This is a genomic window from Nitrospirota bacterium, from assembly GCA_016178585.1.
GTDB lineage: Bacteria > Nitrospirota > Nitrospiria > JACQBW01 > JACQBW01 > JACOTA01.
This window is the reverse complement of the sequence record JACOTA010000062.1, coordinates 13,416-36,404: the sequence shown is the minus strand read 5'-3', so window position 1 is coordinate 36,404 and position 22,989 is coordinate 13,416. Positions and strand designations below refer to the sequence as shown.

The window sequence follows — 22,989 nt, the reverse complement described above, 5'->3', positions numbered from 1 at the left end:
CCCAAGAACAGAGTTAGAAAGCTGTCATTGCGAACAAAGTGAAGCAATCTCAAGACTTTACGATAAGATTGCCACGCACCCTTCGGTGCTTGCAATGACATGATTAATAAGTGGGTGCGAAGTCTATCGCTGGTCTTGGGTTTGACATTTAAACAGCCACTTGCTAATCTCAAACAATATTTTCTATTGGCCTGGGATGTTAAAGCATGACTTTTTTTCTCTTAAATCGTTCGGTCCAGTTTTTTGTTACCCTGCTTGGGGTCACGGTCATTACTTTTTTAATAATGCATCTGGCTCCTGGAGAGCCTGCCGACGTGCAGACCAATCTCAACCCAAAAGTCAGCCTCGAAGCAAAAGAAAATCTTCGGAAACTCTATGCGTTGGACAAACCCCTGCCGGTTCAATATTTTATTTGGCTTAAGAAATTCATTACGTTCGATTTTGGAACATCGTTTATGGACGGTCAGCCCGTTAACCAGAAAATTCTCGATCGTCTTCCCGTCACCATTTCAATTAATCTTCTCTCATTAGGACTGATTTTGCTGGTGGCCACTCCCTTTGGGGTGCTCGGGGCGGCAAAACAAAATTCTTTCTTTGACGTCTCTTCAACCCTCTTTGTTTTTATCGGGTTCGCCATACCTACCTTTTGGCTCGCCTTGCTCCTTATGATTTTATTCGGCGTCCAACTGGGATGGCTTCCTATTTCCGGGTATCAATCTCTCGACACAGAAGGGTTTACGTTTTTGACACGTCTGTTAGATTGGGGGAAACACCTCCTCCTTCCTGTTTTTGTTTCGGCATTTGGAGGATTGGCAGGCTTATCCCGGTATCTCCGGTCAGAAATGCTGGAGGTCATTCGTCAGGACTATATTCGAACGGCTTATGCCAAGGGCCTGCCGGAAAACGTCGTTCTTTATAAACATGCCTTTAGAAACGCGTTGATTCCCATTGTAACCATTTTAGGCCTTTCCGTCCCGGGTTTAATCGGGGGAAGTGTGATTTTTGAAAGCATTTATGCCATTCCCGGAATGGGACAGTTGTTTTTTCAGTCTGTCATGATGAGGGATTATCCCCTTGTCATGGGAATCACGATCATCGGAGCCCTTTTAACCATGGTCGGAAATTTTCTGGCTGATCTTTCCGTAGCCCTCGTCAATCCCAAAGTTAAAGTAACCACAAAAACGGCTTAATTAATGATCAAAATATTTTTCGATTTTTCGACGACACTGTTTAAAAATAAGGTCACCTTCAGCGGAGCGTTGATCATCGCGTTGATTTTGACCATTGCTTTATTGGCTCCATTCATTTCAAAGGAAGATCCCGCAAAAATTGACATTAAAAATATTCTTTCACCTCCGAGCCGGGAACACTGGATGGGAACCGACGAACTCGGAAGAGACGTCTATTCAAGAATTATTTATGCTTCACGCGTATCATTAAATGTCGGTTTTGTGGCAGTTGGCATATCAATCGTTATCGGGGTAATGATCGGCGCCATTTCCGGTTATTATGGAGGAGCTTTGGATGACGCGCTTATGCGTTTTACTGATATCATGCTTTCCATCCCCACTTTTTTTCTTATTTTAGCCGTCATCGCTTTTCTGGGTCCAAATCTCTTTAATATTATGTTGATTATTGGAGTCACAACCTGGATGGGGGTCGCCCGTTTGGTCCGGGCGCAGTTCTTAGCCACTCAGGAAATGGATTACATCACAGCGGCCAGAGCGCTTGGGGCAAATGATGCGAGAATAATTTCATTGCACCTTTTACCAAATACTTTGTCTCCTGTCTATGTTTCGGCTATTTTGGGCGTTGCCGGGGCTATTTTAGTGGAATCATCCCTTAGTTTTCTCGGCCTGGGGGTTCAACCTCCCACACCCAGCTGGGGAAATATGTTAACGGCTGGGAAAGATAATATCGAGATCGCCTGGTGGCTTTCTTTTTTTCCGGGAGCCGCGATCTTAATTACGGTATTGGGTTATAATTTACTGGGGGAAGGGTTGAGGAACATGCTGGACCCCCGTCTCAAAAAATAAAGGTTGATGCACCCTCAAAAACAGAAAGGAAGGTTATGCTGGTAGACACCCATTGTCATCTCGAAATGCTTGGAGATGGACAGGAGGTTGAGGAGATCATCCTGCGGGCTAGAGAGGCAAGTTTAATATTTATGGTAACCATCGGGACCGATTTCGCTTCAAGTGAAAAATCCTGCGAGTTGACCAGACAATATAACGACGTTTTTGCCACGGTTGGCGTCCATCCTCATGAAGTGAAAACCATCGGTTCGGATATCTTTGATAAATTTAGAGATTTGATCGAACGGCATCCAAAAATCAGGGGAATTGGAGAAACCGGGTTGGATTTTTATTATGACCATTCCCCCCGCGAAACTCAAAAATCTGCTTTTGTTAACCATATCCGGTTAGCTAAAGAGAGGGCTCTGCCCTTAGTCATCCATAGCCGGAATGCCCCAAAAGAAACGATTGATATTCTAAAAAAAGAAAAAGCGGAAAAAGTCGGGGGGATTATTCACTGTTTTACGGAAAATCTGGAGATGGCCTTAGCCGCGATTGAACTTAATTTTTTGATTTCTTTTTCCGGAATTATTACCTTCAATAACTCCTCCTCCCTTCGGGAGGTCGTTTCTCAGATTCCATTAGACAAAATACTAATCGAAACGGATTCCCCATTTTTGTCGCCGGTTCCTTTCCGGGGTAAAAAAAATGAACCGATGCGCGTTAAGCATGTCGCCGAAAAAATTGCTGAAATCAAAAAGGTCCCCGTAGAAAAAATCATGTCTCAAACAACAGAAAATGCCAAAAGAATTTACGGGCTGTCATCATTTTCGGGCGAGTCCTCCGGTACAACCTGAATACAGCTTAAAATTTAGTTAAAGGAGGCTATTCCCCCTTTTAGAGTTCTTTCGGTATATTGCGAATCTTGAAGACCTGTATCGATTTTAATATCGCTCACGTCTAAATTCGTTTCAACGCCCGTCTGAACGTTAAACGTGGTCACCTTATCCCAAACCCAGGCGTCTTTAATCTTTTTCCATGAGATGGTCTGTTTCTTGAAAATTTTTCCGGTTTCATCATAATAATCGACCCGCTCTTTTAAAAACGAATCCTTTGAAATCCATTTAACCACTTTTCCATATTTATAGAAGGGGTCTTTTTCGCGGGGAACAGACTCCACCATATAATAATTTTTTCCATCCACTGTTTCGTCTCCCAGATAGGCATGTGTATCCTGGTCGACATTACGGGTGGCCATATCGCCGGGTCTTAGGTCGGATCCCTGGAAAGCCTCATCATTGCTTGTTTCAGGCAATTGAATGACCTTTCTTAAAATAGGAATATAAAGCCATGACTCACTTTTTTTAGGACCCGTTTTATAGAACCAGCCCATAAAACCCGATCCCTTTGTTTCCGGAGGATACTCCTGGAAGATCACAACCTTTGAATCGATCCCGTTTTCTCCGTGATAGTTTTTCCAAAACCTCTGCATGACCATTTTCCGTTCCGACCCGTCTTTTTCTTTGAAATGAAAGGTCAATTTAGAGCGCTGGTCGGACCCAGGGTTAATGCCCTCAGCTTTGATCATAATTTCTTTGCCGGTAATTCCATCTTTAGATTCAGGAGAGAGGAGGAAGTCATCTGCAAACCCATTTGAAGTAAAAGGTGCACTCAGCAAAAAAGTAAAAATTAAAAAAAACATTCCTCTTTTAAAAGCATAAACCATAAAAACTCCTTTAAAACAATTCTTTTGAACTTGGGAAATTCGATAAAACGGGGGTAAATTGAACCAGCGGGTTATGAACCCGCTGGTTTGTTTTCTGTTTCGGGTTCGGTTGGAGAGCCTTTTTCTTTTTTCACCATTTTATAATCAATCAGTTCGAGAATTGCCATTTCAGCGCCGTCTCCCAGCCTTCTCCTGGTTTTTACCAAACGGGTATAGCCCCCATTTCGGGCTGAAAACCGAGGGGCGACCTCCTTAAACAGCCTGGCGACCACATCTTTATCCCGTATAAAGGATAAAGCCTGCCGCCTGGCATGCAAATCTCCCCTTTTGCCGAGTGTAATCATCTGTTCTGTAAAAGTACGCATTTCTTTGGCTTTCGCCTCTGTGGTTTCAATTCGTTCATGTTCGAAGAATGATGTCACCAAGCTTCTAAACAAAGCTTTTCGATGTCCAGGATTTCTTCCAAATTGTCTGCCAGCACACTTGTGTCTCATTTTATTTTTCCCTTATATTACTATTATATTTGGGGGTCCGTGCGGTTTCACTTCGTGAAATCCTCCGATGCCCCCAAGCCCCGCGCTCAGCCTGGCAAAGCCAGAGCCTCGCTTTTTTTCTAGGCTTTTTGTTCTTCTTTTGCGAGCGCAAAAACTTCCGGTGGCAATTTCATCCCGAGAGACAGTCCCATTTCTTCCAAAATCTCTTTGATTTCATTAAGGGATTTCCGGCCGAAATTTTTGGTTTTGAGCATTTCCCCTTCAGTTTTCTGAACCAATTCCAATATACTTTTTATGTCAGCGTTTTTCAAACAGTTAGCCGCCCGGACAGACAACTCCAACTCGTTGACACTTTTCAGGAGATTTTTATTGATTTCCTCTTTTTGTTCCTCGGTTTTATCGACTGCCTCTTCTTCTTTTTCCTCAAAATTAATGAAGATCGTCAAATGATCTTTTAAAATTTTTGCCGCAAAGGCCACAGCATCGGCTGGGACCACGCTTCCATCGGTCCAAATTTCAAGAATCAGTTTGTCATAGTCGGTGATCCTCCCGACCCGGGCGTTTTCAACATTGAAATTTACTTTTTTTACCGGGGTAAAAATAGAATCTACCGGAATGACACCAATCGCCGTTCCTTCTTCCTTATTTCGTTCTGCGGGGACGTAACCTCTTCCTATTTTCACGGTTAATTCCATGTCCAGATTGGCATCTTTATCCAAAGTTGCAATATGCAAATCGGGTGTTAAAATCTCGATTTCGGAATCATGAATAATGTCTTTCCCGGTCACCGTTCCCAGCCCCTTTTTCCGAATATGAATGGACTTAGGTTTGTCGGTGTGCATTTTCAAGCGAAGATTTTTAATATTAAGAATAATATCCGTTACATCCTCTTTTACGCCGGTAATGTTTGAAAATTCATGTAAAACCCCTTCAATTTTAATTGAAGTTACCGCCGCACCTGCAATCGTTGACAATAAGACTCTTCTAAGAGAATTACCAATCGTTGTTCCAAAACCCCTTTCAAATGGCTCGGCAAAAAACTTTCCATAGGTTGGAGTCAAACTTTCCTGTTCGCATTCCAACTTTTTGGGTATTTGGAAATCTTTTGTTCTAATAATCATCTCCCCCCCCCCAAGCTTGCTCTGCGGAGTGATTCCGCAACGTAGCTTATTTTCTCTTTTCATCCTAATTTAAAATAGCCGCTTAATTATCTTGAATAAAGCTCTACAACCAGTTGTTCGTTGACTGGCAGGGAGATGTCTTCCTTTAAAGGAAGGTTTTTAACCGTTCCTTTAAAGTTAGCTTTGTCCAATTCGATCCATGAGGACATCCCAACTGCTTCGATAACCTCAATCGCACTAACAATGGCCGGAAGGGTGCGGCTTTTTTCTTTAACCTCGACCACATCCCCTTGCTTAATTAAAAAAGAAGGGATGTCCACGTTTTTCCCATTGACCAGAATATGTTTATGCCCCACAAGCTGTCTGGCCTGGCTTCGTGAAGATGCAAAACCCATCCGATAAACAACGTTATCGAGCCTTCTTTCCAGGAATTGGAGTAAAGTTTCTCCCGTAATTCCTGTTTTACGTTCGGCTTTCTGAAAATAAGTTCGAAACTGTTTTTCCATTAACCCATAAATCCGTTTTAATTTTTGTTTTTCACGAAGCTGCATGCGATATTCTGAAATCCTGGGTCTGGCCTGTCCATGCTGGCCCGGCGCATAAGCCCTTCGATCAATAGCACATTTTTCAGTGAGACATCGCGAACCTTTCAAAAAAAGCTTTGTTCCCTCCCGCCGACATAGCCGGCAGACGGAATCGGTGTATCTTGCCAATGGTATTTTCTCCTATTTTAATTAAACTCTACGTCGTTTCGGGGGACGACAACCGTTATGCGGAATCGGGGTCACATCTTTAATCATGTTAATTTTTAATCCCGCAGCCTGCATTGAACGAACAGCGGACTCCCGTCCTGAGCCCGGGCCTTTTACATAAACATCCACCTGCTTCATACCCTGTTCCATGGCTTTTTTAGCGACGACTTCGCCCGCTTTCTGAGCCGCAAAAGGGGTGCTCTTTCTCGAACCTTTAAATCCCTGACCGCCAGCGGTCATCCATACCAGAACATTTCCCCCCATATCGGTTATTGAGATCAGGGTATTGTTAAAAGTAGCTTCGATATGGGCTATTCCGCTTTGAACAATTCTCTTTTCTTTCTTTTTCGTTCCCTTTTTAATCATATTTTTTCGCCTATTTTATTTGGGGGCCTTCGAGCAATTCACTCTCAATGCCCCCAAGCCCCAATTTCGCACAGGCAAAGCCTGATGCTCAATCTCCCGATCAATTATTTAGCTTCTTTTTTTAACTTTAAACCCACTGCATGTTTTTTACGGCCTTTGCGGGTCCGTGCGTTCGTTTTTGTCCGTTGACCCCTGACGGGAAGACCTTTTCTGTGCCGGAGTCCGCGATAACAGCCAATATCCATCAATCGCTTGATATTCATGGATACCTCTCGTCTTAAATCTCCTTCAACTTTAAATTCCCGGTCTACGCGTTCCCTTATTTTGATGACCTCGTCATCTTTCAAATCTTTTACCCGTGTGTCCGGATTGACGCCCGTTGCCTTTAAAATTTTTCTTGCCGAGGCTGGACCTATCCCGTAAATATAAGTAAGCCCGACTTCAATTCTTTTGTCTTTGGGTAAATCTATCCCGGAAATTCTAGCCAATTTTATTTGCTCCTCTCCAAGCTTGCTGCGCGGAGTGGTTCCGCAACAAAGCTTGTTTTGTCTTTATTAACCCTGCCGTTGTTTATGCCGTGGATTTTCACAAATCACACGGATGACCCCTTTTCTTTTAATCACTTTACATTTTGAACAAATCGTTTTAATCGAAGATCTAACTTTCATTTTTTTCCTCTATTTTATTCGGGACTTTTTATCCTTCCCTGGCTAAATTCCCCGCGATCCTTCGCCCGGCAGGGATAAACCCAATCCTCGCGTTTACTTAAACGGTAACTATTTGCCGCTAAACCGATAAGTAATCCGCCCCCTTGTTAAATCATAGGGCGATAACTCAAGTGTCACTTTGTCGCCCGGCAAAATCTTAATATAATGCATTCTCATTTTACCGGAAATATGCGCCAGAACCTGATGACCGTTCTCCAATGCCACCCGAAACATGGCATTTGGCAAGGTTTCGGAGATCGTCCCCTGGACTTCAATGGAATCTTCTTTGGCCATTTTAAAAATCCTTCTTTAAAGAAGATAAAATGACAGGCCCATTTTCGGTGATTGAAATCGTATGTTCAAAATGGGCGGAAAGACTTCCATCTCTCGTCACAACAGTCCACTTATCATCAAGAATCATCACAGGGTTCTTTCCCATATTGACCATTGGCTCAAGGGCTAACACCATTCCCTTTTTCAATCTTGGCCCTTGCCCGGGTTCTCCATAATTAGGAATTTGAGGGTCTTCATGCAAATTTCTTCCAATGCCATGCCCGACAAAGTCTCTCACCACAGAATATCCTGCAGCTTCAACATGGACCTGAACCGCATGGGAAATGTCCGATAAACGGTTGCCCATTCGGGCCTGCTCGATTCCCTTATATAAGGACTCTTCAGTCGTTTTAATCAAATTTCTGGCTTCTGCTGAAATTTCTCCAACAGGCACTGAAATCGCCGCATCTCCGTAAAAACCGTCAACAATGGCGCCAAGATCCAAACCGATGATATCTCCCTCATTCAAAACCGATTTTTTGGACGGAATTCCATGAACCACTTCTGAATTTATGGACGCACAAAGCGTCGCCGGAAAATTTCGATATCCTTTAAAGGCGGGCTTTCCCCCCTTCTTAAGGATTCTTTCTTCGGCCATCCGATCCAAATCTGTGGTTGTAATTCCGGGTTTTACATTCTCCTTTAAGTATTCAAGGGTTTCCGCCACAATCTGGCACGCTACCCTTATTTTTTCGATTTCTGCTTCCGATTTAAGAATTATCATTCTATTTTTTTGTTCGATAAAATCCCTTCGAGCGCTTTATTGACATCTTCTATTGTCCCATTCCCTGGAACCGAATACAATAATTCCAAACTTTGATAATAGTTTAAAAGAGGCGCCGTTTTTTCCTGGTACTCCTTGAAACGGGTTTTAATCGTTTCTTCCTTATCATCATCGCGGTGGATCAGCGTATTTCCACAACGATCACAGACGCCCGGTTTTTGAGGCAGATTAAAAACTAAATGAAAAACCATTTTACAATTCGGACAACTCCTTCGACCCGACAACCTTCTTACTAAATCGGCCTCTTTCAATTCAAAGCTAATGACAGCATCCAGGGCAAGGTTGAGTTCAGACAGGATTCGCTTTAACGTCTCGGCCTGTGGAATGGTCCTTGGAAACCCATCCAGAATAAAACCTTTCTCACGACAATCAGACTGGTTCAACCGCTCTCTGACCAGGCCATTTACGACCTCGTCGGGGACGAGAATGCCATTATCCAAAAACGATTTTGCTTTAACACCTAAAGGCGTTTGGTTTGCGACGGCTTCTCTGAGGATATCTCCGGTTGATATTTTCGGTATTCCATATTGAGCAGAAAGAGTTTGACCTTGAGTTCCTTTTCCTGCGCCTGGCGGTCCCAGGAGAATTAATTTAAAACCTGAATATTTTTTTTCCTTTGTTTCCAATTGAGTCTGAGTCTCTTCTTTAAGATTCATTTTTAGGCGCTTCTTCCTTTTAATCGTCCTTTTTTCATAAAACCCTCATAATTTCGAGTAATCATGTGAGTTTCGATTTGCTGCGCCGTATCCAATCCCACCCCCACCACGATCAATAAGGATGTGCCGCCAAAATAAAAGGGCACATGAAGCTTATAGATAAAAAGTTCAGGAAGCACTGCTACAGCGGCGAGATAAAGAGATCCCACAAACGTGATTCGGGTCAAGACCCGATAAATATAATCGGAAGTCCTCTGCCCCGGTCGAATTCCTGGAATAAAACCTCCGTATTTTTTCATATTATCAGCCATATCTACAGGATTCAAGACCACCGCCGTATAAAAAAAGCTAAAGAAAACGATTAAAGCGACATATAAAAGCGTGTAAAATACAGAACCAGGCGCCAGGTTCCGGCTAACAGCCTGAACCCATGGGATAGCTATGAAACCTGCAATCGTTGCTGGAAAGGCAATAATCGAGGAAGCAAAAATTGGAGGAATCACCCCGGCGGTATTTATTTTCAATGGAATATGAGTGTTTTGTCCTCCATAAACTTTCCGCCCCACAACCCTTTTCGCATATTGAACAGGAATTTTTCGCCTTCCGGTTTCCAAGAAGACGATAGCGGCCACAACAAATACCATCACGGCTAAAAGGGCGATAAGAAGAAAGATATTGAGTTCACCCGTTTTAACCAATTGATAGGTACTGCTGATTGCAGAAGGCATTCTTGCCACGATCCCGGCAAAAATGATTAACGAGATTCCATTCCCGATGCCGCGCTCGGTGATTTGTTCCCCCAGCCACATTAAAAAGGCGGTTCCAGCCGTAACCGTAACCATGGTCATTAACCTGAAACTCCATCCCGGGCTCTGAACAAACACGCCCTTTTCCATTCCTTCCAGACCGACGGCAATGCCAAACGCCTGAATTAAGCCGATTATGATCGTGCCAAAACGGGTGTATTGGATTATTTTTTTTCTTCCACGCTCCCCCTCTTTGGCCAATTTCGATAAATGCGGAATCACCACAGTTAAAAGCTGTAGAATGATGGACGCACTAATATAGGGCATAATCCCAAGAGCGAAAATCGAAAGCTTGGAAAGCGCTCCCCCTGAGAAGATATCCAAAAAACCCATCAAAGCGCCGCCCTGACGGGTCAGGAATTCACTTAAGGCTTCGTTGTTAATTCCTGGAGTGGGGACATGGGCTCCAATCCGGTAAACGGCAAGCATTCCAAGCGTAAACAAGACACGGTGGCGTAATTCTTCGATTTTAAAGATATTCTGGAGGCTGGTGACAAGTCTTCCAAACAATTAAATAACCTCTACGCTTCCACCCGCCTGTTTAATTTTATCCTCGGCAGATTTGGTGAATTTATGGGCGTGAATGGTCAAAGGTTTTTTAAGTTCACCCGTACCCAAAATTTTCACTAAAGCGGTCTTCTTCACCAGTCCAAGATTTTTTAAAACGTCAGGGGTAATAACCTTCTCTTGACAGTTTTCCAGAGACTTTAAATTAACGAGTGAATATTCTTTTTTAAATAAGCTTGCGAACCCCCTTTTGGGGATTCGTCGGATTAAAGGTTGCTGACCACCCTCGAAGCCGGGACCTTTAACGCCACCGGAACGGGCTTTTTGTCCCTTATGCCCTTTTGTGGATGTCTTACCATGACCCGATCCGGGCCCGCGTCCTATCCGTTTTTCTTTTTTTCGCGATCCTGGCGTTGGTCCTAAATCTTCTAATCTCATTTTGGATCCCTTTACGTTTGACTAACTTCTACTAAATAAGAGATTTTATCAATCATTCCACGGATTTCCGGAGAATCAGGACGAATAACCGTTTGGTTTAATTTTCTCAAACCAAGGCCTATAGCCACTTTTTTATGTTTTCCGGATCTTCCTATAAAACTTCTTTTTAAAGTAATTGATATTTTTTTATCCATTTTACACCGTAATCTCGGATTGTTTTCTCATTTCACGGACCATTTCACGGCTACGCAGGTTCTTTAAGCCAGCCAAAGCCGCCTTCACAACATTAAAGGGATTTCCGCTTCCCAGGCATTTACTTAAAATATTTTGTATGCCTGCCATCTCCATTACGGAACGGACAGCCCCACCGGCGATAATTCCCGTGCCTTCCGCGGCCGGTTTTAATAAAACGTCTTCCGCACCGTAATGACCGATTACCTCATGAGGTATCGTATTATTTCTTAAAGGAAAAACAAACATATTCTTTTTGGCGTTCTCAACCGCTTTCCGAATAGCTTCCGGGACCTCAGCCGCTTTTCCTTTCCCCATGCCTACCTGGCCGTTTCCATTTCCTACAACCACCACGGCGCTAAAGCTAAACCGTTTGCCGCCTTTTACCACCTTGGCAACACGATTGATACAAACAACCTTATCCTTTAACGAGTTGTCATCCTGATTTATTTTTTCCAATATAACTCCTTATAACTCCTTAATTAAAAAACCAATCCGCCTTCACGGGCTGCATCAGCGAGGGCTTTAATTTTGCCATGATAGAGATACCCCCCTTTATCAAACACAACCTGAGTGATTTTTTTTTCCTTTGCTCTTTTTGCGAGAAGCAAGCCTAGTTTTTTCGCCGATTCAATGTTATTCGCGGATTTTTTCTTGGCGATTTCTTTTTCCTGGCTTGACGCCATAGCTAAAGTTACCCCTTTTGTATCATCGATAATTTGAGCGTATAGGTATAAATTGCTCCTGAAAACCGACAATCTTGGGCGCTCTGTGGTGCCATGGACTTTTTTTCTGACCCTTTTGTGGCGGCTTAACCTCGCCTCTCGTTTTTTTTGAACTTGTAGTCCCATTCCTTAAACCTCTATTTCCCTGTTTTTCCTTCTTTTCTTAAAATCTTTTCGCCGGCGTATTTAATTCCTTTTCCCTTATAGGGTTCCGGTTTTCTTAAACCCCGTATATTTGACGCAATCTGGCCCAATAAAATTTTGTCTGTTCCCTTTAAGGTCACGATGGTCTGTTTTTCGACGGTCGCTTCGATTCCTTTAGGGAGTTCAACTTGAACAGGATGGGAAAAACCGAGGGTCAAAGACAGGTTCTTACCCTGAACCTGCGCTCGATACCCAACGCCGCTAATTTCTAAAACTTTTTCAAAACCCTTGGTTACCCCGGTCACCATATTGAAAATATTATTTCGGGTAAGGCCGTGAAGAGCTTTAGAAAACCCGTCATTTCCGTTCCGGCTGACTTTTATTTCAGACTGATCTTTTTGAACTTCAATTTTCTCATGAACGTCTTTCTTAAGTTCACCTTTAGGCCCTTTTACGGTAATCAAGCCGGGAGTAATCTTAACTTCCACTCCCGAAGGAATCTGTATGGGTTTATTTCCAATTCTAGACATATGCTATTTTTCCGTTCTAACCGTTAAAGGAGTTCCCTGCCGCCTATCCTACCAGATCGAACAGATGACTTCTCCCCCTAAACTTTGTTTTCTCGATTCACGATCTGTCATTATCCCCTTCGAAGTCGAAAGAATAGCCACACCCAGACCCCCCTTGATCAAGGGAATCTTTTCAGCTCCGGTATAAACCCTTCTCCCGGGTCTGCTGACTCTTTGAATATCCGTGATCACTCGGTCTTCATCTTCATTCAAATATTTCAAGAAGATACGTATGTGGCCTTTACCCTTTTGCTCAACAATTTTATAACTCTTGATAAAACCTTCCTGATATATTTTTTTGGCGAGTTCCAATTTTAATTTTGAAGTTGGAACATCGACAAAACCCTGCCACCGTTTGTTGGCATTCCGAATTCTGGTAAGCATATCCGCTACGGGATCAACCATTGACATAAATCATTCTCTCTTTAAAATTCAGTTGAATTGTGAAACTGATGACTCAACCCACACAAAAAAAATTAATAAAAGACCCTGCTGTTTTTACCAGCTTGATTTGGTCACTCCAGGAACTTCCCCTTTCAGACTGAGACCTCTGAAACAGATTCTGCACAATTGAAATTTTCTCATAAAACCCCGGACCCTTCCACAAACCGGGCAGCGGTTATAAGCTCTTACCTTAAATTTGGGCTCCGCCTTTGCCTTGTTTTTTAACGCTTTTCTCGCCAAAATTTTTCTCCTTAATTATTTTCTGAAAGGCATGCCGAGATGCCTCAACAACGCCCGTCCCTGGTCATCATTCTTCGCGGTTGTTACAATGGTAATGTCCATACCATGTAATGCCGAAATTTCATCATATTTTATTTCCGGAAAGATCAGCTGTTCTTTTACACCCAGCGTGTAACTCCCTCTTCCATCAAAAGATTTTTGCGAAACGCCCCGGAAATCACGAATCCTGGGTAAAGCCGCATGTAAAAGCCGGTGAAAAAACTCGTACATTCTTTCACCTCGCAGGGTCACTTTACACCCAATCGGCATCCCTTCCCGGACTTTAAAACCGGCAATGGATTTTTTCGCCTTGGTGATTACAGCCTTTTGTCCGGTGATCTGGCCTAACTCTTTCACAGCTTCATCAAGGAGCTTGACATTAGAAATGGCTTCACCCATTCCAATGTTAATCACAATTTTCTCAAGTTTTGGAACTTGCATCGGACTTTTAAAAGAAAACTCTTTCATAAGAAGCGGCGACACTTCTTTAAATTTGGTTTTCATGACATTGGGTTCTTTTTTTGTCATGCTTTCTTTTTTTACTGCAGTCTCTTTTTTTGTTGTGCTTTCTTTTTTTGCCATCTTCCCTTTGCCTTGTTAAAAAACGCTTAGACCTTGTCGATTCCCTCGCCGCATTTTTTACAAATTCTCAATTTCTTGCTGTTTTCTAAAAACTTTATTTTGGGACGGGTCATTTTATTGCAATGGCTGCAAACTAGAATAACGTTAGAAACATGAATGGGCGCCTCTTTTTCTATGATTCCGCCCTGTTTGTTCGTCTGAGTGGGTTTTTGGTGTTTTTTGATCAAGTTCAATTTTTCGATCAAAACACTTTGGCTTTTTGAAATCACCTGCAGCACTTTCCCCTGTTTTCCTTTTTCTTTTCCGGAAATGATCTTAATCATATCCCCTTTTTTTAAACTGATTGGGGGCGGCTTTAACTCGGTTCCAAGCATGTAAATTTCCTCTATTCTTTCAATCAAAAACAATAAACCCTAAATGACTTCGGGCGCCAAAGAAATAATTTTCGTGAATTTTTTCCTTCTTAATTCCCTTGCAACCGGTCCAAAAATTCGAGTTCCGATCGGTTCTCCCTGAGCGTTAATCAATACCGCAGCATTCCGGTCAAATTTTATATAGGAACCATCCTCCCGGCGAACCTCTTTAACTGTTCGAACGACAACCGCCTTTGCAACGTCCCCTTTTTTTACACTGGCTTGAGGTATGGCTTCTTTCACAGCAACGGTTATAATATCCCCAACGGTCGCATATCGTTTTCGAGACCCCCCCATCACATGAAAACACATCACTTTTTTTGCTCCGGAATTGTCTGCGACATCCAACATGGTATAAATTTGTATCATAACCCTATTCTCCCGCTTCCGCGCCTTTGGCTTTTTGAGGGGCAGAACTGATGATATCGATGACCTTCCAATTCTTCTCTTTGCTCAATGGACGCGTTTCGATAATTTTAACCTGATCCCCGATTTTGCATTGATTATCCTGATCATGCGCCTTTAACCGGGTAAAACGCTTCACCACCTTTTGATATTGGGGATGAACAATGGTTCGCTGGATTTCAATCACGGCCGTCTTATCCATCTTATTGCTGATTACTTTTCCTATAAAAATTTTTTTCTTTTTGGAAAGCTCTTTATTCTCCGTCATGGTTTAACCTGTTGTGTTGGGGAGTTTGTCCCGGTTTTATTTTCTTTAAGAACTGTTTCAATTCTGGCGACGTCTCTTTTTAGATTCCTGACTCTCGCAAGATTTTCCATTTTTCCCAGAACAATTTGGCATCTTAGATTAAAGAGTTCCTTTTTAATATCCCCCTTTTTAGCCTCAAGTTCTTCACCTGAGAAATTTCGAAATTCCTTCACTTTCATTTAGATGACTCCCCGTTCAATCAGCTTGGTGGCGATGGGCAATTTAAACGCGGCCAACCGTAAAGCTTCTTCGGCAACTGCCCGGGTTACGCCATCCATTTCGTATAAAATTCGGCCCGGTTTAACGACAGCCACCCAATATTCAGGATTCCCTTTTCCTTTTCCCATACGGGTTTCCGCAGGTTTCTTGGTAATAGGCTTATCGGGAAAAATCCGTATCCAGATCTTCCCTCCTCTTTTAATATAGCGCGTCATCGCAATACGGGCAGCTTCAATTTGCCGGCTGGTCACCCACCCTGGCTCCATGGCTTTTAAGCCAAACTCACCGAAAGCCAGGTCAGCTCCCCGATAAGCTTTTCCATTCATTCTCCCTTTCATCATCTTACGATGTTTAACTTTTTTTGGGCTAAGCATACTTCCTTTCAATTCGGCGTTCATTTTGCGCTTCTTCGCTATCTACCAAAATATCGCCTTTATAAATCCAAACCTTCACGCCTATTTGTCCATAGGTTGTTTTTGCCTCGGCAAACCCATAATCGATGTCTGCCCGGAGAGTATGCAAGGGAACTCTTCCTTCACGATACCATTCCGTACGGGCAATTTCAGACCCGGCCAATCGTCCGGCGCAGGAAATTTTAATTCCTAAACCACCTAACCGGAGCGCCGTGGTAACACTTTTTTTCATGGCTCTTCGGTAAGCAATTCGTTTTTCAAGCTGAAGGGCAATGCTTTCGGCGACGAGTTGGGAGTCTAATTCGGGTTTTTTAATTTCCTTAATGTTGATATAAACTTGTTTTTTTGCGATCCCTTCCAGTTCTGCTTTCAACTTATCGACTTCCGCCCCTTTTCGGCCAATAATAATTCCAGGCCTTGCCGTAAAAATGTTAATTTTCACCTGATTAGCAGAACGGTCGATTTCGATTCGGGAAACCCCGGCATGAAAAAGTTTTTTCTTTACGATTTTCCGAATTTTTAAATCCTCATGGAGAAGCCTGGCATAATCTTTGTCCGCATACCATTTTGAGCTCCACGTTTTGATATAACCTAATCTAAATCCAACGGGATGTACCTTTTGTCCCAAACTTTTATCCCCCTCCCCTCCAAGCTTGCTATGCGGAGTGTTTCCGCAACGTAGCTGGTTTTATCCTTTAACTGGTTTTATCCTTTAACTGGTTTTATCCTTTAACTGGTTTTTTTCTTTTTGAGCCGAAAGAACCAACGTAATATGGCTTAACCGTTTTCGAATCTCAAACGCACGCCCCATAGCTCGCGGTTGAAAGCGCTTCATAACGGGCCCCACATCTACAAAGGCTTTGCTGACATATAAATCATCGACGTCTCCAATGGCTTTCTGTTCAGCGTTCGAAACCACTGATTTCAAAAGTTTCTCGATCGTTTTCGCCGCATGCTGGGGTAAAAATCGAAGAGTGCTTAACGCAGCCTCTACCCGTTGTCCTCGAATCAAATCAACCACAAGGCGCGCTTTTCGAGGGCCAATATGAACATGCCGTAATATTGCTTTTGCTTCTGCCATTTTTTTCCCCTTCTAACCTTTTCAGGCGTTCACGCCGCTCGTGAGGTAAAGCCTTTTCGCACCTATTTTATCGGGGCGGCTTTTTCAGTTTTTGCGGCTCCGTGGCCTTTAAAAAACCGGGTCGGAGAAAACTCACCAAGCTTGTGTCCAACCGTATTTTCTGAAATATAAACCGGAATAAATTTTCGGCCGTTATGCACGGCGAAAGTATGCCCAATCATTTCAGGAACAATGGTCGATCTTCTTGCCCATGTTTTAATAATCCGTTTTTCCATTGTCACATTCATTTTCTCGACCCGCTTCAAAAGTCTTTCATCGATGAAGGGACCTTTTTTTATAGATCTCGGCATTCCTATTTCCTTCTTTTAACAATAAAACGAGTTGTTAACTTTCTTCTTCTCGTCTTGTATCCTTTGGTCAACATGCCCCAGGGGGAAACAGGGTGAGGGTTTCCCTGGCCAGCTTTTCCTTCTCCTCCTCCATGCGGGTGATCAACCGGGTTCATCGCGACCCCTCGGACTCTGGGCCTTATTCCCAACCATCTTGACCTGCCGGCCTTTCCGACTACAATATTTTCATGGTCCAGATTTCCGACCTGACCAATGGTCGCAAAACATTCGGCCTGAACGAGCCTTACCTCGCCTGAACCCAGACGGATTTGCACATATTTTCCTTCTTTGGCCATGAGTTGAGCCGATCCCCCCGCACTTCGAACCAGTTGTCCGCCCTTACCCACTTTTAATTCAATATTATGAATAATACTCCCCAAAGGAATAACCTTCAGCGGCATGGCGTTTCCTGGTTTAATATCGATATTGTTCTGGCCCGAAAAAACTGGATCTCCCGCTTTTAATCCATTGGGTGCGAGAATATATCTCTTTTCCCCGTCCCGATAATGAAGCAATGCGATCCGCGCAGATCGGTTGGGATCATATTCAATGGAGGCAACTTTCGCCGGAATATCCCATTTATCCCGTTTGAAATCAATCAAACGGTAAATCCGCTTATGTCCCCCGCCTTGATGCCGCCGGGTAATTTTTCCTCTATTGTTTCTTCCTCCGGTTGAAGGAATACGGACAAGCAAACTTTTTTCAGGTTCGACTTTTGTTAATTCCTCAAAGGTCGAAACCGTCATAGACCTTCTTCCCGGAGAAGTCGGCTTAAACTCTTTAATCGCCATTAGACGCCCTCGAATAAATTCATTTTTTCACCTGCTTTTAACGTCACAATCGCCTTTTTCCAGTCATGCTTCTTACCTTCGAAACGGCCCAAACGTTTAGTTTTACCGAGAACACGCATCACGTTTACAGAAACGACCTTAACCTTTAAAGCCTCTTCAATTGCTTTTTTAATCTCGATTTTATTGGCATCTTTACGAACTTCAAAAGCGACCTGATTTTTCGTCTCCCGTAGAAGGGTGCTTTTTTCGGTAAGAAGAGGCCTGATAATTAAATCATGATTATTTTTCATTTTCCCCAGACCTCTACGATTTTAGTTAAACTCCCCGGCGTAACCACCAAATTTTTATGGCTCACTAAATCTAAAACATTTAAACCTTCTGGTCTGGTAACGGTTACCCTGGAAATATTCGCTGAAGAACGGATTAAATTCTCGTTTTCCATTTCATTGACGACAAGCGTGGTATCTAAAAGATTGAGCTGATCAAGAATTTTAGAAAAGGTTTTTGTTTTCGAATCAATTCCTTCCCAGTCTTTTAAAATTTTCAATTCCCCTTCTCTGGCTTTCTCGGCCAGCATAATACAAAGCGCCAACCGTACCTTCTTTTTCGGCATGGAGTAGGAGTAATCTCGTGGCGTGGGCCCAAAAATCGTCCCTCCCCCTCTCCATAAAGGCGATCGGATAGAACCCGCTCTTGCCCGGCCGGTACCCTTTTGTTTCCATGGTTTCTTTCCACCACCCCTGACGAAACCTTTTGTCTTGGTAGAAGCGGTCCCCTGCCGGAGACAAGCCTGCTGCATGACAACGACTTCATGAATCAACCCTTTGTTTAAAGCAAGCTCAAAGATACGGGGATCGAGGATCAGGGTCCCAGTATTTTCGTTTTTTAAATTAACAATCGAAAGTTCCACCTTATTTCACCTTCCCTGACTGCTTGATTCCTTTTTTTAAAAGAAGCAGCGCCCCTTTGGACCCCGGAACAGCCCCTTTCACAAATAAAATGTTTTCTTCTTTACGAACTTCTACAACTTCCAGGGATTGAGTTGTGACAGTCCGGTCTCCCATGTGTCCGCCCATTCGCTGGTTTTTCCAAACCCTGGAAGGAAAAGAGCTGGCCCCGATTGAACCCGGCGCCCGATGGAACATCGAACCGTGCGTGGCTGGCCCCCCCCGAAAATGATGTCTTTTCATTACCCCTTGAAATCCTTTTCCTTTTGAGACCCCTTGAACATCAATCTTTTCACCTTTCGAAAAAAGATCGGCCAGGATGACTTGCCCCAAAGCGACATCAGAAAGGTCCCCCTTAAACTCTCTTAAAAATTGGTAAGGCGAACTTTTAGCAAGGTTAAAATGTCCCATTAAAGGTTTCGTAACATTTTTGGGTTTCTTTTCTTGAAAACCAATCTGGGCGGCGCTATAACCGTCTTTTTCAATATTTTTAATTTGAACGATTTTACACGGGCCAAGCTGAATTATCGTTACGGGAACAAGCTTTCCCTTTTCATTATAAATCTGAGTCATTCCGAGTTTTTGACCCATCATTCCATTAATCATGCAATCAATCCTTTTTTTCGATTAACTTAAAATTGATGATTCGAATCCTCTATAACTTAATTTCAACGTCAACACCCGCCGACAAATTTAATTTCATTAACGCATCGACCGTATCCTGGCTGGGGTTCAATATATCCAGCAATCTTTTATGTGTCCGGATTTCAAACTGCTCTCTCGACTTTTTATCGACATGCGGAGACCTTAAAACCGTATATTTATTGATTTTTGTCGGCAAAGGAATAGGGCCCGAAATTTTCGCGCCGGTTCTTTTCGCTGTATCGACAATATCGATAAGCGACTGGTCCAATTTTGCTTTTAAGCGGTAATTTCTGTAATCACACCCGCGCCGACGGTTCGTCCTCCTTCACGGATCGCAAACTTCAGCCCCTTCTCCATCGCAATCGGCGTGATCAATTCCACGCTGATGCTGATATTGTCTCCAGGCATCACCATCTCAACTCCCGCAGGCAATTCCACCACCCCGGTCACGTCCGTCGTCCTAAAGTAAAACTGCGGCCGGTATCCCTTGAAAAAAGGGGTGTGTCTTCCCCCTTCCTCTTTCGTTAAGATGTAGGCTTCCGCTTTAAACTTCGTGTGCGGCGTAATCGCCCCGGGCTTCGATAACACCATCCCCCGGTCAACGTCCTCTTTCTTCGTCCCGCGAAGCAGAACCCCGACGTTGTCTCCTGCCTGACCCTGATCTAATATCTTTCGAAACATCTCCACCCCGGTGACGATCGTCTTCTGTGTCGGCCGCATTCCCACAATCTCGATCTCTTCGCCAACCTTAACCACGCCTCTTTCAATTCTTCCGGTCACCACCGTCCCGCGTCCGGAAATGCTAAAAACGTCTTCAACAGGCATTAAAAAGGGTTTGTCTAATTCACGGGTCGGTGTCGGTATATACGTATCCACCGCTTTCATTAATTCAAAAATAACTCCGCAGGCCGGACACTCTTCTTTCCCGCATCCACATTCCAGCGCCTTTAAGGCCGACCCTTTGACAATCGGAATCTCATCCCCAGGAAAGTTGTATTTGCTTAACAGCTCGCGAACTTCTAATTCAACCAACTCCAACAGCTCTTTGTCATCTACCATGTCCGCTTTGTTCATGAACACCACAATGTAGGGAACCCCAACCTGCCGGGCAAGCAGGATATGCTCCCGCGTCTGTGGCATCGGCCCGTCCGCCGCACTCACCACCAAAATCGCTCCGTCCATCTGAGCCGCTCCCGTGATCATGTTCTTGACGTAGTCCGCATGTCCAGGACAATCCACATGCGCATAGTGACGGTTCGCCGTCTGATACTCAACATGCGCAATCGCAATCGTAATCCCACGCTCCCGCTCCTCAGGCGCTTTGTCAATCTGATCATACGCCAGAAATTCCGCCCACTTCCGTGACGCCAATACCTTCGTGATCGCCGCCGTTAACGTCGTCTTCCCATGATCAACGTGCCCAATCGTCCCAACGTTAATATGAGGCTTCGTCCGCTCAAACTTTGTCTTCGCCATGACTGATTTGTTCCTTCCTTATTCTTACCCGGCTTTTTCTGGAAAAGCCAAAATGTCTATATTTTTAACCAGCCTGTCCGCTAGTTTAGTTCGTGACCAACAGAATTTAGTGTTTTTTAAACAACGTTATTTTTGCTCTTTAGCCCCTTGAGTTTTGGCTATAATTTCATCTGAAATATTTTTGGGAACAATATCATAATGGGCGAATTGCATCGTAAACGTTGCCCGTCCTTGTGTCATTGACCTGAGATCGGTTGCATAGCCAAACATTTCTGCGAGAGGAACAAGGGCGTCAATAATTTGCGCGGCCGACCGGGATCTCATTCCTTGAATCTTTCCCCGCCTGGAGTTTAAATCCCCCATGACATCTCCCATGTATTCTTCAGCAACGATCACTTCCAAATTCATAATCGGTTCCAGCAAAGCCGGGTTCGCTTTCAATGCTCCCGATTTTACGGCCATCGAACCTGCAATCTTAAAAGCCATTTCAGAAGAATCAACGTCATGGTAAGAGCCATCAAAAATTGTGACCTTTATATCCACGACGGGATAACCTGCCAGAATTCCATTTTGAAGCGCTTCAAAAACCCCTTTTTCAACGGCGGAAACATATTCCTTTGGTACGGCTCCCCCTACAACTTTATTAACAAATTCAAACCCTTTTCCCGGCTCTAAAGGTTCAATTTCCAGCCAAACATGGCCGTACTGTCCACGTCCACCGGTTTGCCGGATATATTTTCCTTCCGACTGGACTTTAGAACGAATGGTTTCACGGAAAGCCACTTGTGGTTTGCCAACGTTGGCTTCTACTTTGAATTCTCTTTTCATCCGGTCAACGATAATCTCAAGGTGAAGTTCTCCCATGCCGGATATAATCGTTTGGCCTGTTTCTTCATCGCTGGTCAACCGTAATGAGGGGTCTTCCTGACCCAATTTTTGCAAAGCCATCCCCATTTTTTCCTGGTCAGCCTTGGTCTTTGGCTCAATGGCAAGAGAAATCACAGGCTCAGGAAAATTCATCACTTCGAGCAAAATGGGGTAATCTTCTTCGCAGAGCGTGTCTCCTGTCGTCGAACTTCTCAATCCCACAGCGGCAGCAATTTCTCCGGCATACACTTCTTTAATCTCTTCTCGTTTATTGGCATGCATTTTTAAAATCCGGCCAATACGTTCTCTGGTATCTTTGGTTGAGTTGTAAACATAAGAGCCTGATTTTAAGACTCCTGAATAGACTCTAAAGAAGGTCAACTGCCCTACAAAAGGATCCGTCATGATCTTGAATGCAAGCGCCGCAAATTTCTCATCGTCCGAAGTCCTTAAAACAATTTCTTCTTTGGTTTGAGGATGAATGCCCTTTGTCGGAGGAACATCAAGGGGCGAGGGAAGATAATCCACAACGGCGTCCAGGAGAAGCTGAACGCCCTTATTTTTAAAAGATGCGCCGCAAATAACCGGATTAAAGGCCATGGCCATGGTCCCCTTTCGAAGCGCTCTCTTGATTTCTACAGGGGTAATCTCTTCACCATTTAAGAACTTCTCCAGGACCCGTTCGTCTTGCTCAGCAATAGATTCAAGCATTTTTTCCCGATATTCCTTTGCCTGATCCAATAATTCCGGCGGGATATCCGAGACCACATATTTAGCCCCAAGGGTTTCGTCATCGAAGAAAACACCTTTCATTTCGATTAAATCAATGGACCCCCGAAAATAATCTTCCTTTCCAATTGGAAGTTGAATACAAACCGGTTTTGCCGCTAAACGATCGACCAGCGACTTGACACTTTCAAAAAAGTCAGCCCCTATCCGGTCCATTTTGTTCATGAAGACAATTCTGGGAACATGGTACTTATCCGCCTGTCTCCAAACAGTTTCCGATTGCGGCTCCACACCCTGAACGGAATCAAAAACGGCTACCGCGCCATCAAGCACCCTGAGAGACCGTTCAACTTCAATGGTGAAATCAACATGGCCGGGGGTATCGATAATATTAATCCGATGCTCTTTCCAGAATGAAGTGGTTGCGGCAGCGGTAATCGTAATCCCTCTCTCCCGTTCTTGCTCCATCCAGTCCATGGTAGCGGTCCCCTCATGAACTTCACCAATTTTATGGGTGATTCCGGTATAAAAAAGAATTCTTTCCGTTGTCGTGGTCTTACCGGCATCGATATGCGCCATAATTCCGATATTTCTGGTACGTTCTAAGGGGTACAATCTTTCCATGATC

The 22,989-nt window shown here is 43.8% G+C and carries 37 protein-coding genes; 3 read left to right on the top strand and 34 right to left on the bottom strand.

Translation table 11 applies throughout. From position 1 onward, the window contains the following. Positions 1–206 precede the first annotated feature (206 nt). The 3 genes from HYR79_09980 to HYR79_09970 are packed head-to-tail and all read left to right on the top strand — an operon-like array spanning position 207 to position 2,872. Positions 207–1,190 carry an ABC transporter permease gene (locus tag HYR79_09980; GenBank protein ID MBI1822024.1) on the top strand — a complete coding sequence of 328 codons (984 nt, stop codon included), beginning with the start codon at positions 207–209 and terminating at the stop codon, positions 1,188–1,190. Between the two features lie 3 nt (positions 1,191–1,193). Next, positions 1,194–2,036: an ABC transporter permease gene (locus HYR79_09975; GenBank protein MBI1822023.1), complete on the top strand. Its 843-nt coding sequence runs from the start codon at positions 1,194–1,196 to the stop codon at positions 2,034–2,036. Between the two features lie 35 nt (positions 2,037–2,071). Next, positions 2,072–2,872 (top strand): TatD family hydrolase, encoded by an 801-nt coding sequence (locus HYR79_09970; GenBank protein MBI1822022.1) that lies wholly within the window; start codon positions 2,072–2,074, stop codon positions 2,870–2,872. A gap of 14 nt (positions 2,873–2,886) precedes the next feature. Here the strand turns inward: HYR79_09970 and HYR79_09965 are convergent, their stop codons facing one another. The 34 genes from HYR79_09965 to fusA all read right to left on the bottom strand — a co-directional run bounded on the left by HYR79_09965 (position 2,887) and on the right by fusA (position 22,985). Then, complete coding sequence (locus HYR79_09965; GenBank protein MBI1822021.1) at positions 2,887–3,741, bottom strand: outer membrane lipoprotein-sorting protein; 855 nt, start codon at positions 3,739–3,741, stop codon at positions 2,887–2,889. Between the two features lie 71 nt (positions 3,742–3,812). Then, on the bottom strand, positions 3,813–4,235 hold the full coding sequence (gene rplQ, locus HYR79_09960) for a 50S ribosomal protein L17 (protein ID MBI1822020.1): 423 nt from the start codon (positions 4,233–4,235) through the stop codon (positions 3,813–3,815). 119 nt (positions 4,236–4,354) lie between these two features. Continuing rightward, entirely contained in the window at positions 4,355–5,356 is a 1,002-nt protein-coding gene (locus HYR79_09955; GenBank protein MBI1822019.1) for a DNA-directed RNA polymerase subunit alpha, read from the bottom strand. Between the two features lie 86 nt (positions 5,357–5,442). Further along, entirely contained in the window at positions 5,443–6,069 is a 627-nt protein-coding gene (gene rpsD / locus HYR79_09950; GenBank protein ID MBI1822018.1) for a 30S ribosomal protein S4, read from the bottom strand. 21 nt (positions 6,070–6,090) lie between these two features. Next, entirely contained in the window at positions 6,091–6,474 is a 384-nt protein-coding gene (rpsK, locus tag HYR79_09945; protein MBI1822017.1) for a 30S ribosomal protein S11, read from the bottom strand. A gap of 104 nt (positions 6,475–6,578) precedes the next feature. Next, complete coding sequence (gene rpsM / locus HYR79_09940) at positions 6,579–6,962, bottom strand: 30S ribosomal protein S13 (GenBank protein ID MBI1822016.1); 384 nt, start codon at positions 6,960–6,962, stop codon at positions 6,579–6,581. A gap of 66 nt (positions 6,963–7,028) precedes the next feature. Continuing rightward, positions 7,029–7,142 (bottom strand): 50S ribosomal protein L36, encoded by a 114-nt coding sequence (gene rpmJ, locus HYR79_09935; GenBank protein MBI1822015.1) that lies wholly within the window; start codon positions 7,140–7,142, stop codon positions 7,029–7,031. Between the two features lie 108 nt (positions 7,143–7,250). Further along, positions 7,251–7,475 (bottom strand): translation initiation factor IF-1, encoded by a 225-nt coding sequence (infA, locus tag HYR79_09930; protein ID MBI1822014.1) that lies wholly within the window; start codon positions 7,473–7,475, stop codon positions 7,251–7,253. Between the two features lies 1 nt (position 7,476). Next, a complete protein-coding gene (map, locus tag HYR79_09925; GenBank protein ID MBI1822013.1) occupies positions 7,477–8,238 on the bottom strand; it encodes a type I methionyl aminopeptidase in 762 nt (253 codons plus the stop codon). After that, positions 8,235–8,954, bottom strand: a complete 720-nt coding sequence (locus tag HYR79_09920) for an adenylate kinase (GenBank protein ID MBI1822012.1) — start codon at positions 8,952–8,954, stop codon at positions 8,235–8,237. The genes map and HYR79_09920 overlap by 4 nt, the downstream gene beginning before the upstream one ends. Before the next feature lie 2 nt (positions 8,955–8,956). After that, positions 8,957–10,270, bottom strand: coding sequence for a preprotein translocase subunit SecY (secY, locus tag HYR79_09915; GenBank protein MBI1822011.1), 1,314 nt, complete (start codon positions 10,268–10,270; stop codon positions 8,957–8,959). Further along, entirely contained in the window at positions 10,271–10,705 is a 435-nt protein-coding gene (rplO, locus tag HYR79_09910; protein ID MBI1822010.1) for a 50S ribosomal protein L15, read from the bottom strand. An 11-nt stretch (positions 10,706–10,716) separates the two neighbouring features. Next, positions 10,717–10,899, bottom strand: coding sequence for a 50S ribosomal protein L30 (rpmD, locus tag HYR79_09905; GenBank protein MBI1822009.1), 183 nt, complete (start codon positions 10,897–10,899; stop codon positions 10,717–10,719). 1 nt (position 10,900) lies between these two features. Next, a complete protein-coding gene (rpsE, locus tag HYR79_09900; GenBank protein ID MBI1822008.1) occupies positions 10,901–11,398 on the bottom strand; it encodes a 30S ribosomal protein S5 in 498 nt (165 codons plus the stop codon). A gap of 20 nt (positions 11,399–11,418) precedes the next feature. Further along, positions 11,419–11,787 (bottom strand): 50S ribosomal protein L18, encoded by a 369-nt coding sequence (rplR, locus tag HYR79_09895; GenBank protein ID MBI1822007.1) that lies wholly within the window; start codon positions 11,785–11,787, stop codon positions 11,419–11,421. An 11-nt stretch (positions 11,788–11,798) separates the two neighbouring features. Further along, the gene (gene rplF, locus HYR79_09890) at positions 11,799–12,335 is read right to left on the bottom strand and encodes a 50S ribosomal protein L6 (GenBank protein ID MBI1822006.1); all 537 of its coding nucleotides are present in this window, start codon (positions 12,333–12,335) and stop codon (positions 11,799–11,801) included. A gap of 48 nt (positions 12,336–12,383) precedes the next feature. Continuing rightward, positions 12,384–12,785: a 30S ribosomal protein S8 gene (gene rpsH, locus HYR79_09885; protein ID MBI1822005.1), complete on the bottom strand. Its 402-nt coding sequence runs from the start codon at positions 12,783–12,785 to the stop codon at positions 12,384–12,386. Positions 12,786–12,872: 87 nt separating this feature from the next. Next, entirely contained in the window at positions 12,873–13,058 is a 186-nt protein-coding gene (locus tag HYR79_09880; GenBank protein ID MBI1822004.1) for a type Z 30S ribosomal protein S14, read from the bottom strand. Between the two features lie 15 nt (positions 13,059–13,073). Continuing rightward, the gene (gene rplE / locus HYR79_09875; protein ID MBI1822003.1) at positions 13,074–13,625 is read right to left on the bottom strand and encodes a 50S ribosomal protein L5; all 552 of its coding nucleotides are present in this window, start codon (positions 13,623–13,625) and stop codon (positions 13,074–13,076) included. A gap of 80 nt (positions 13,626–13,705) precedes the next feature. Continuing rightward, positions 13,706–14,023, bottom strand: a complete 318-nt coding sequence (locus HYR79_09870) for a 50S ribosomal protein L24 (protein MBI1822002.1) — start codon at positions 14,021–14,023, stop codon at positions 13,706–13,708. 69 nt (positions 14,024–14,092) lie between these two features. Next, a complete protein-coding gene (rplN, locus tag HYR79_09865; GenBank protein MBI1822001.1) occupies positions 14,093–14,461 on the bottom strand; it encodes a 50S ribosomal protein L14 in 369 nt (122 codons plus the stop codon). A 4-nt stretch (positions 14,462–14,465) separates the two neighbouring features. Then, positions 14,466–14,765, bottom strand: coding sequence for a 30S ribosomal protein S17 (gene rpsQ / locus HYR79_09860; GenBank protein MBI1822000.1), 300 nt, complete (start codon positions 14,763–14,765; stop codon positions 14,466–14,468). Beyond that, positions 14,762–14,983, bottom strand: a complete 222-nt coding sequence (gene rpmC, locus HYR79_09855) for a 50S ribosomal protein L29 (GenBank protein MBI1821999.1) — start codon at positions 14,981–14,983, stop codon at positions 14,762–14,764. The genes rpsQ and rpmC overlap by 4 nt, the downstream gene beginning before the upstream one ends. Beyond that, complete coding sequence (rplP, locus tag HYR79_09850) at positions 14,984–15,397, bottom strand: 50S ribosomal protein L16 (protein MBI1821998.1); 414 nt, start codon at positions 15,395–15,397, stop codon at positions 14,984–14,986. Beyond that, the gene (gene rpsC / locus HYR79_09845; protein ID MBI1821997.1) at positions 15,390–16,064 is read right to left on the bottom strand and encodes a 30S ribosomal protein S3; all 675 of its coding nucleotides are present in this window, start codon (positions 16,062–16,064) and stop codon (positions 15,390–15,392) included. The genes rplP and rpsC overlap by 8 nt, the downstream gene beginning before the upstream one ends. Positions 16,065–16,148: 84 nt before the next feature. Further along, complete coding sequence (gene rplV, locus HYR79_09840) at positions 16,149–16,517, bottom strand: 50S ribosomal protein L22 (protein ID MBI1821996.1); 369 nt, start codon at positions 16,515–16,517, stop codon at positions 16,149–16,151. Positions 16,518–16,579: 62 nt separating this feature from the next. After that, positions 16,580–16,867 (bottom strand): 30S ribosomal protein S19, encoded by a 288-nt coding sequence (gene rpsS, locus HYR79_09835; protein MBI1821995.1) that lies wholly within the window; start codon positions 16,865–16,867, stop codon positions 16,580–16,582. Between the two features lie 2 nt (positions 16,868–16,869). Then, positions 16,870–17,697, bottom strand: a complete 828-nt coding sequence (rplB, locus tag HYR79_09830) for a 50S ribosomal protein L2 (GenBank protein MBI1821994.1) — start codon at positions 17,695–17,697, stop codon at positions 16,870–16,872. Continuing rightward, positions 17,697–17,987: a 50S ribosomal protein L23 gene (gene rplW, locus HYR79_09825; GenBank protein ID MBI1821993.1), complete on the bottom strand. Its 291-nt coding sequence runs from the start codon at positions 17,985–17,987 to the stop codon at positions 17,697–17,699. Before rplW ends, rplB begins: the two co-directional genes overlap by 1 nt. Next, positions 17,984–18,607 (bottom strand): 50S ribosomal protein L4, encoded by a 624-nt coding sequence (gene rplD / locus HYR79_09820; protein ID MBI1821992.1) that lies wholly within the window; start codon positions 18,605–18,607, stop codon positions 17,984–17,986. The genes rplW and rplD overlap by 4 nt, the downstream gene beginning before the upstream one ends. A gap of 1 nt (position 18,608) precedes the next feature. Next, a complete protein-coding gene (gene rplC, locus HYR79_09815; protein ID MBI1821991.1) occupies positions 18,609–19,250 on the bottom strand; it encodes a 50S ribosomal protein L3 in 642 nt (213 codons plus the stop codon). A gap of 49 nt (positions 19,251–19,299) precedes the next feature. Then, a complete protein-coding gene (gene rpsJ, locus HYR79_09810; GenBank protein MBI1821990.1) occupies positions 19,300–19,557 on the bottom strand; it encodes a 30S ribosomal protein S10 in 258 nt (85 codons plus the stop codon). Between the two features lie 8 nt (positions 19,558–19,565). Continuing rightward, entirely contained in the window at positions 19,566–20,765 is a 1,200-nt protein-coding gene (gene tuf / locus HYR79_09805) for an elongation factor Tu (protein ID MBI1821989.1), read from the bottom strand. 126 nt (positions 20,766–20,891) lie between these two features. Continuing rightward, complete coding sequence (fusA, locus tag HYR79_09800) at positions 20,892–22,985, bottom strand: elongation factor G (GenBank protein ID MBI1821988.1); 2,094 nt, start codon at positions 22,983–22,985, stop codon at positions 20,892–20,894. Positions 22,986–22,989 lie beyond the last annotated feature (4 nt).

Coding starts and splice junctions, on each gene's coding strand:
- HYR79_09980 (MBI1822024.1), top strand. CDS start 207: ATGACTTTTTTTCTCTTAAATCGTTCGGTCCAGTTTTTTGTTACCCTG.
- HYR79_09975 (MBI1822023.1), top strand. CDS start 1,194: ATGATCAAAATATTTTTCGATTTTTCGACGACACTGTTTAAAAATAAG.
- HYR79_09970 (MBI1822022.1), top strand. CDS start 2,072: ATGCTGGTAGACACCCATTGTCATCTCGAAATGCTTGGAGATGGACAG.
- HYR79_09965 (MBI1822021.1), bottom strand. CDS start 3,741: ATGGTTTATGCTTTTAAAAGAGGAATGTTTTTTTTAATTTTTACTTTT.
- rplQ (MBI1822020.1), bottom strand. CDS start 4,235: ATGAGACACAAGTGTGCTGGCAGACAATTTGGAAGAAATCCTGGACAT.
- HYR79_09955 (MBI1822019.1), bottom strand. CDS start 5,356: ATGATTATTAGAACAAAAGATTTCCAAATACCCAAAAAGTTGGAATGC.
- rpsK (MBI1822017.1), bottom strand. CDS start 6,474: ATGATTAAAAAGGGAACGAAAAAGAAAGAAAAGAGAATTGTTCAAAGC.
- rpmJ (MBI1822015.1), bottom strand. CDS start 7,142: ATGAAAGTTAGATCTTCGATTAAAACGATTTGTTCAAAATGTAAAGTG.
- infA (MBI1822014.1), bottom strand. CDS start 7,475: ATGGCCAAAGAAGATTCCATTGAAGTCCAGGGGACGATCTCCGAAACC.
- map (MBI1822013.1), bottom strand. CDS start 8,238: ATGATAATTCTTAAATCGGAAGCAGAAATCGAAAAAATAAGGGTAGCG.
- HYR79_09920 (MBI1822012.1), bottom strand. CDS start 8,954: ATGAATCTTAAAGAAGAGACTCAGACTCAATTGGAAACAAAGGAAAAA.
- rplO (MBI1822010.1), bottom strand. CDS start 10,705: ATGAGATTAGAAGATTTAGGACCAACGCCAGGATCGCGAAAAAAAGAA.
- rpmD (MBI1822009.1), bottom strand. CDS start 10,899: ATGGATAAAAAAATATCAATTACTTTAAAAAGAAGTTTTATAGGAAGA.
- rplR (MBI1822007.1), bottom strand. CDS start 11,787: ATGGGACTACAAGTTCAAAAAAAACGAGAGGCGAGGTTAAGCCGCCAC.
- rplF (MBI1822006.1), bottom strand. CDS start 12,335: ATGTCTAGAATTGGAAATAAACCCATACAGATTCCTTCGGGAGTGGAA.
- rpsH (MBI1822005.1), bottom strand. CDS start 12,785: ATGTCAATGGTTGATCCCGTAGCGGATATGCTTACCAGAATTCGGAAT.
- rplE (MBI1822003.1), bottom strand. CDS start 13,625: ATGACAAAAAAAGAACCCAATGTCATGAAAACCAAATTTAAAGAAGTG.
- rplN (MBI1822001.1), bottom strand. CDS start 14,461: ATGATACAAATTTATACCATGTTGGATGTCGCAGACAATTCCGGAGCA.
- rpsQ (MBI1822000.1), bottom strand. CDS start 14,765: ATGACGGAGAATAAAGAGCTTTCCAAAAAGAAAAAAATTTTTATAGGA.
- rpmC (MBI1821999.1), bottom strand. CDS start 14,983: ATGAAAGTGAAGGAATTTCGAAATTTCTCAGGTGAAGAACTTGAGGCT.
- rplP (MBI1821998.1), bottom strand. CDS start 15,397: ATGCTTAGCCCAAAAAAAGTTAAACATCGTAAGATGATGAAAGGGAGA.
- rplV (MBI1821996.1), bottom strand. CDS start 16,517: ATGGCAGAAGCAAAAGCAATATTACGGCATGTTCATATTGGCCCTCGA.
- rpsS (MBI1821995.1), bottom strand. CDS start 16,867: ATGCCGAGATCTATAAAAAAAGGTCCCTTCATCGATGAAAGACTTTTG.
- rplB (MBI1821994.1), bottom strand. CDS start 17,697: ATGGCGATTAAAGAGTTTAAGCCGACTTCTCCGGGAAGAAGGTCTATG.
- rplW (MBI1821993.1), bottom strand. CDS start 17,987: ATGAAAAATAATCATGATTTAATTATCAGGCCTCTTCTTACCGAAAAA.
- rplC (MBI1821991.1), bottom strand. CDS start 19,250: ATGATTAATGGAATGATGGGTCAAAAACTCGGAATGACTCAGATTTAT.
- tuf (MBI1821989.1), bottom strand. CDS start 20,765: ATGGCGAAGACAAAGTTTGAGCGGACGAAGCCTCATATTAACGTTGGG.
- fusA (MBI1821988.1), bottom strand. CDS start 22,985: ATGGAAAGATTGTACCCCTTAGAACGTACCAGAAATATCGGAATTATG.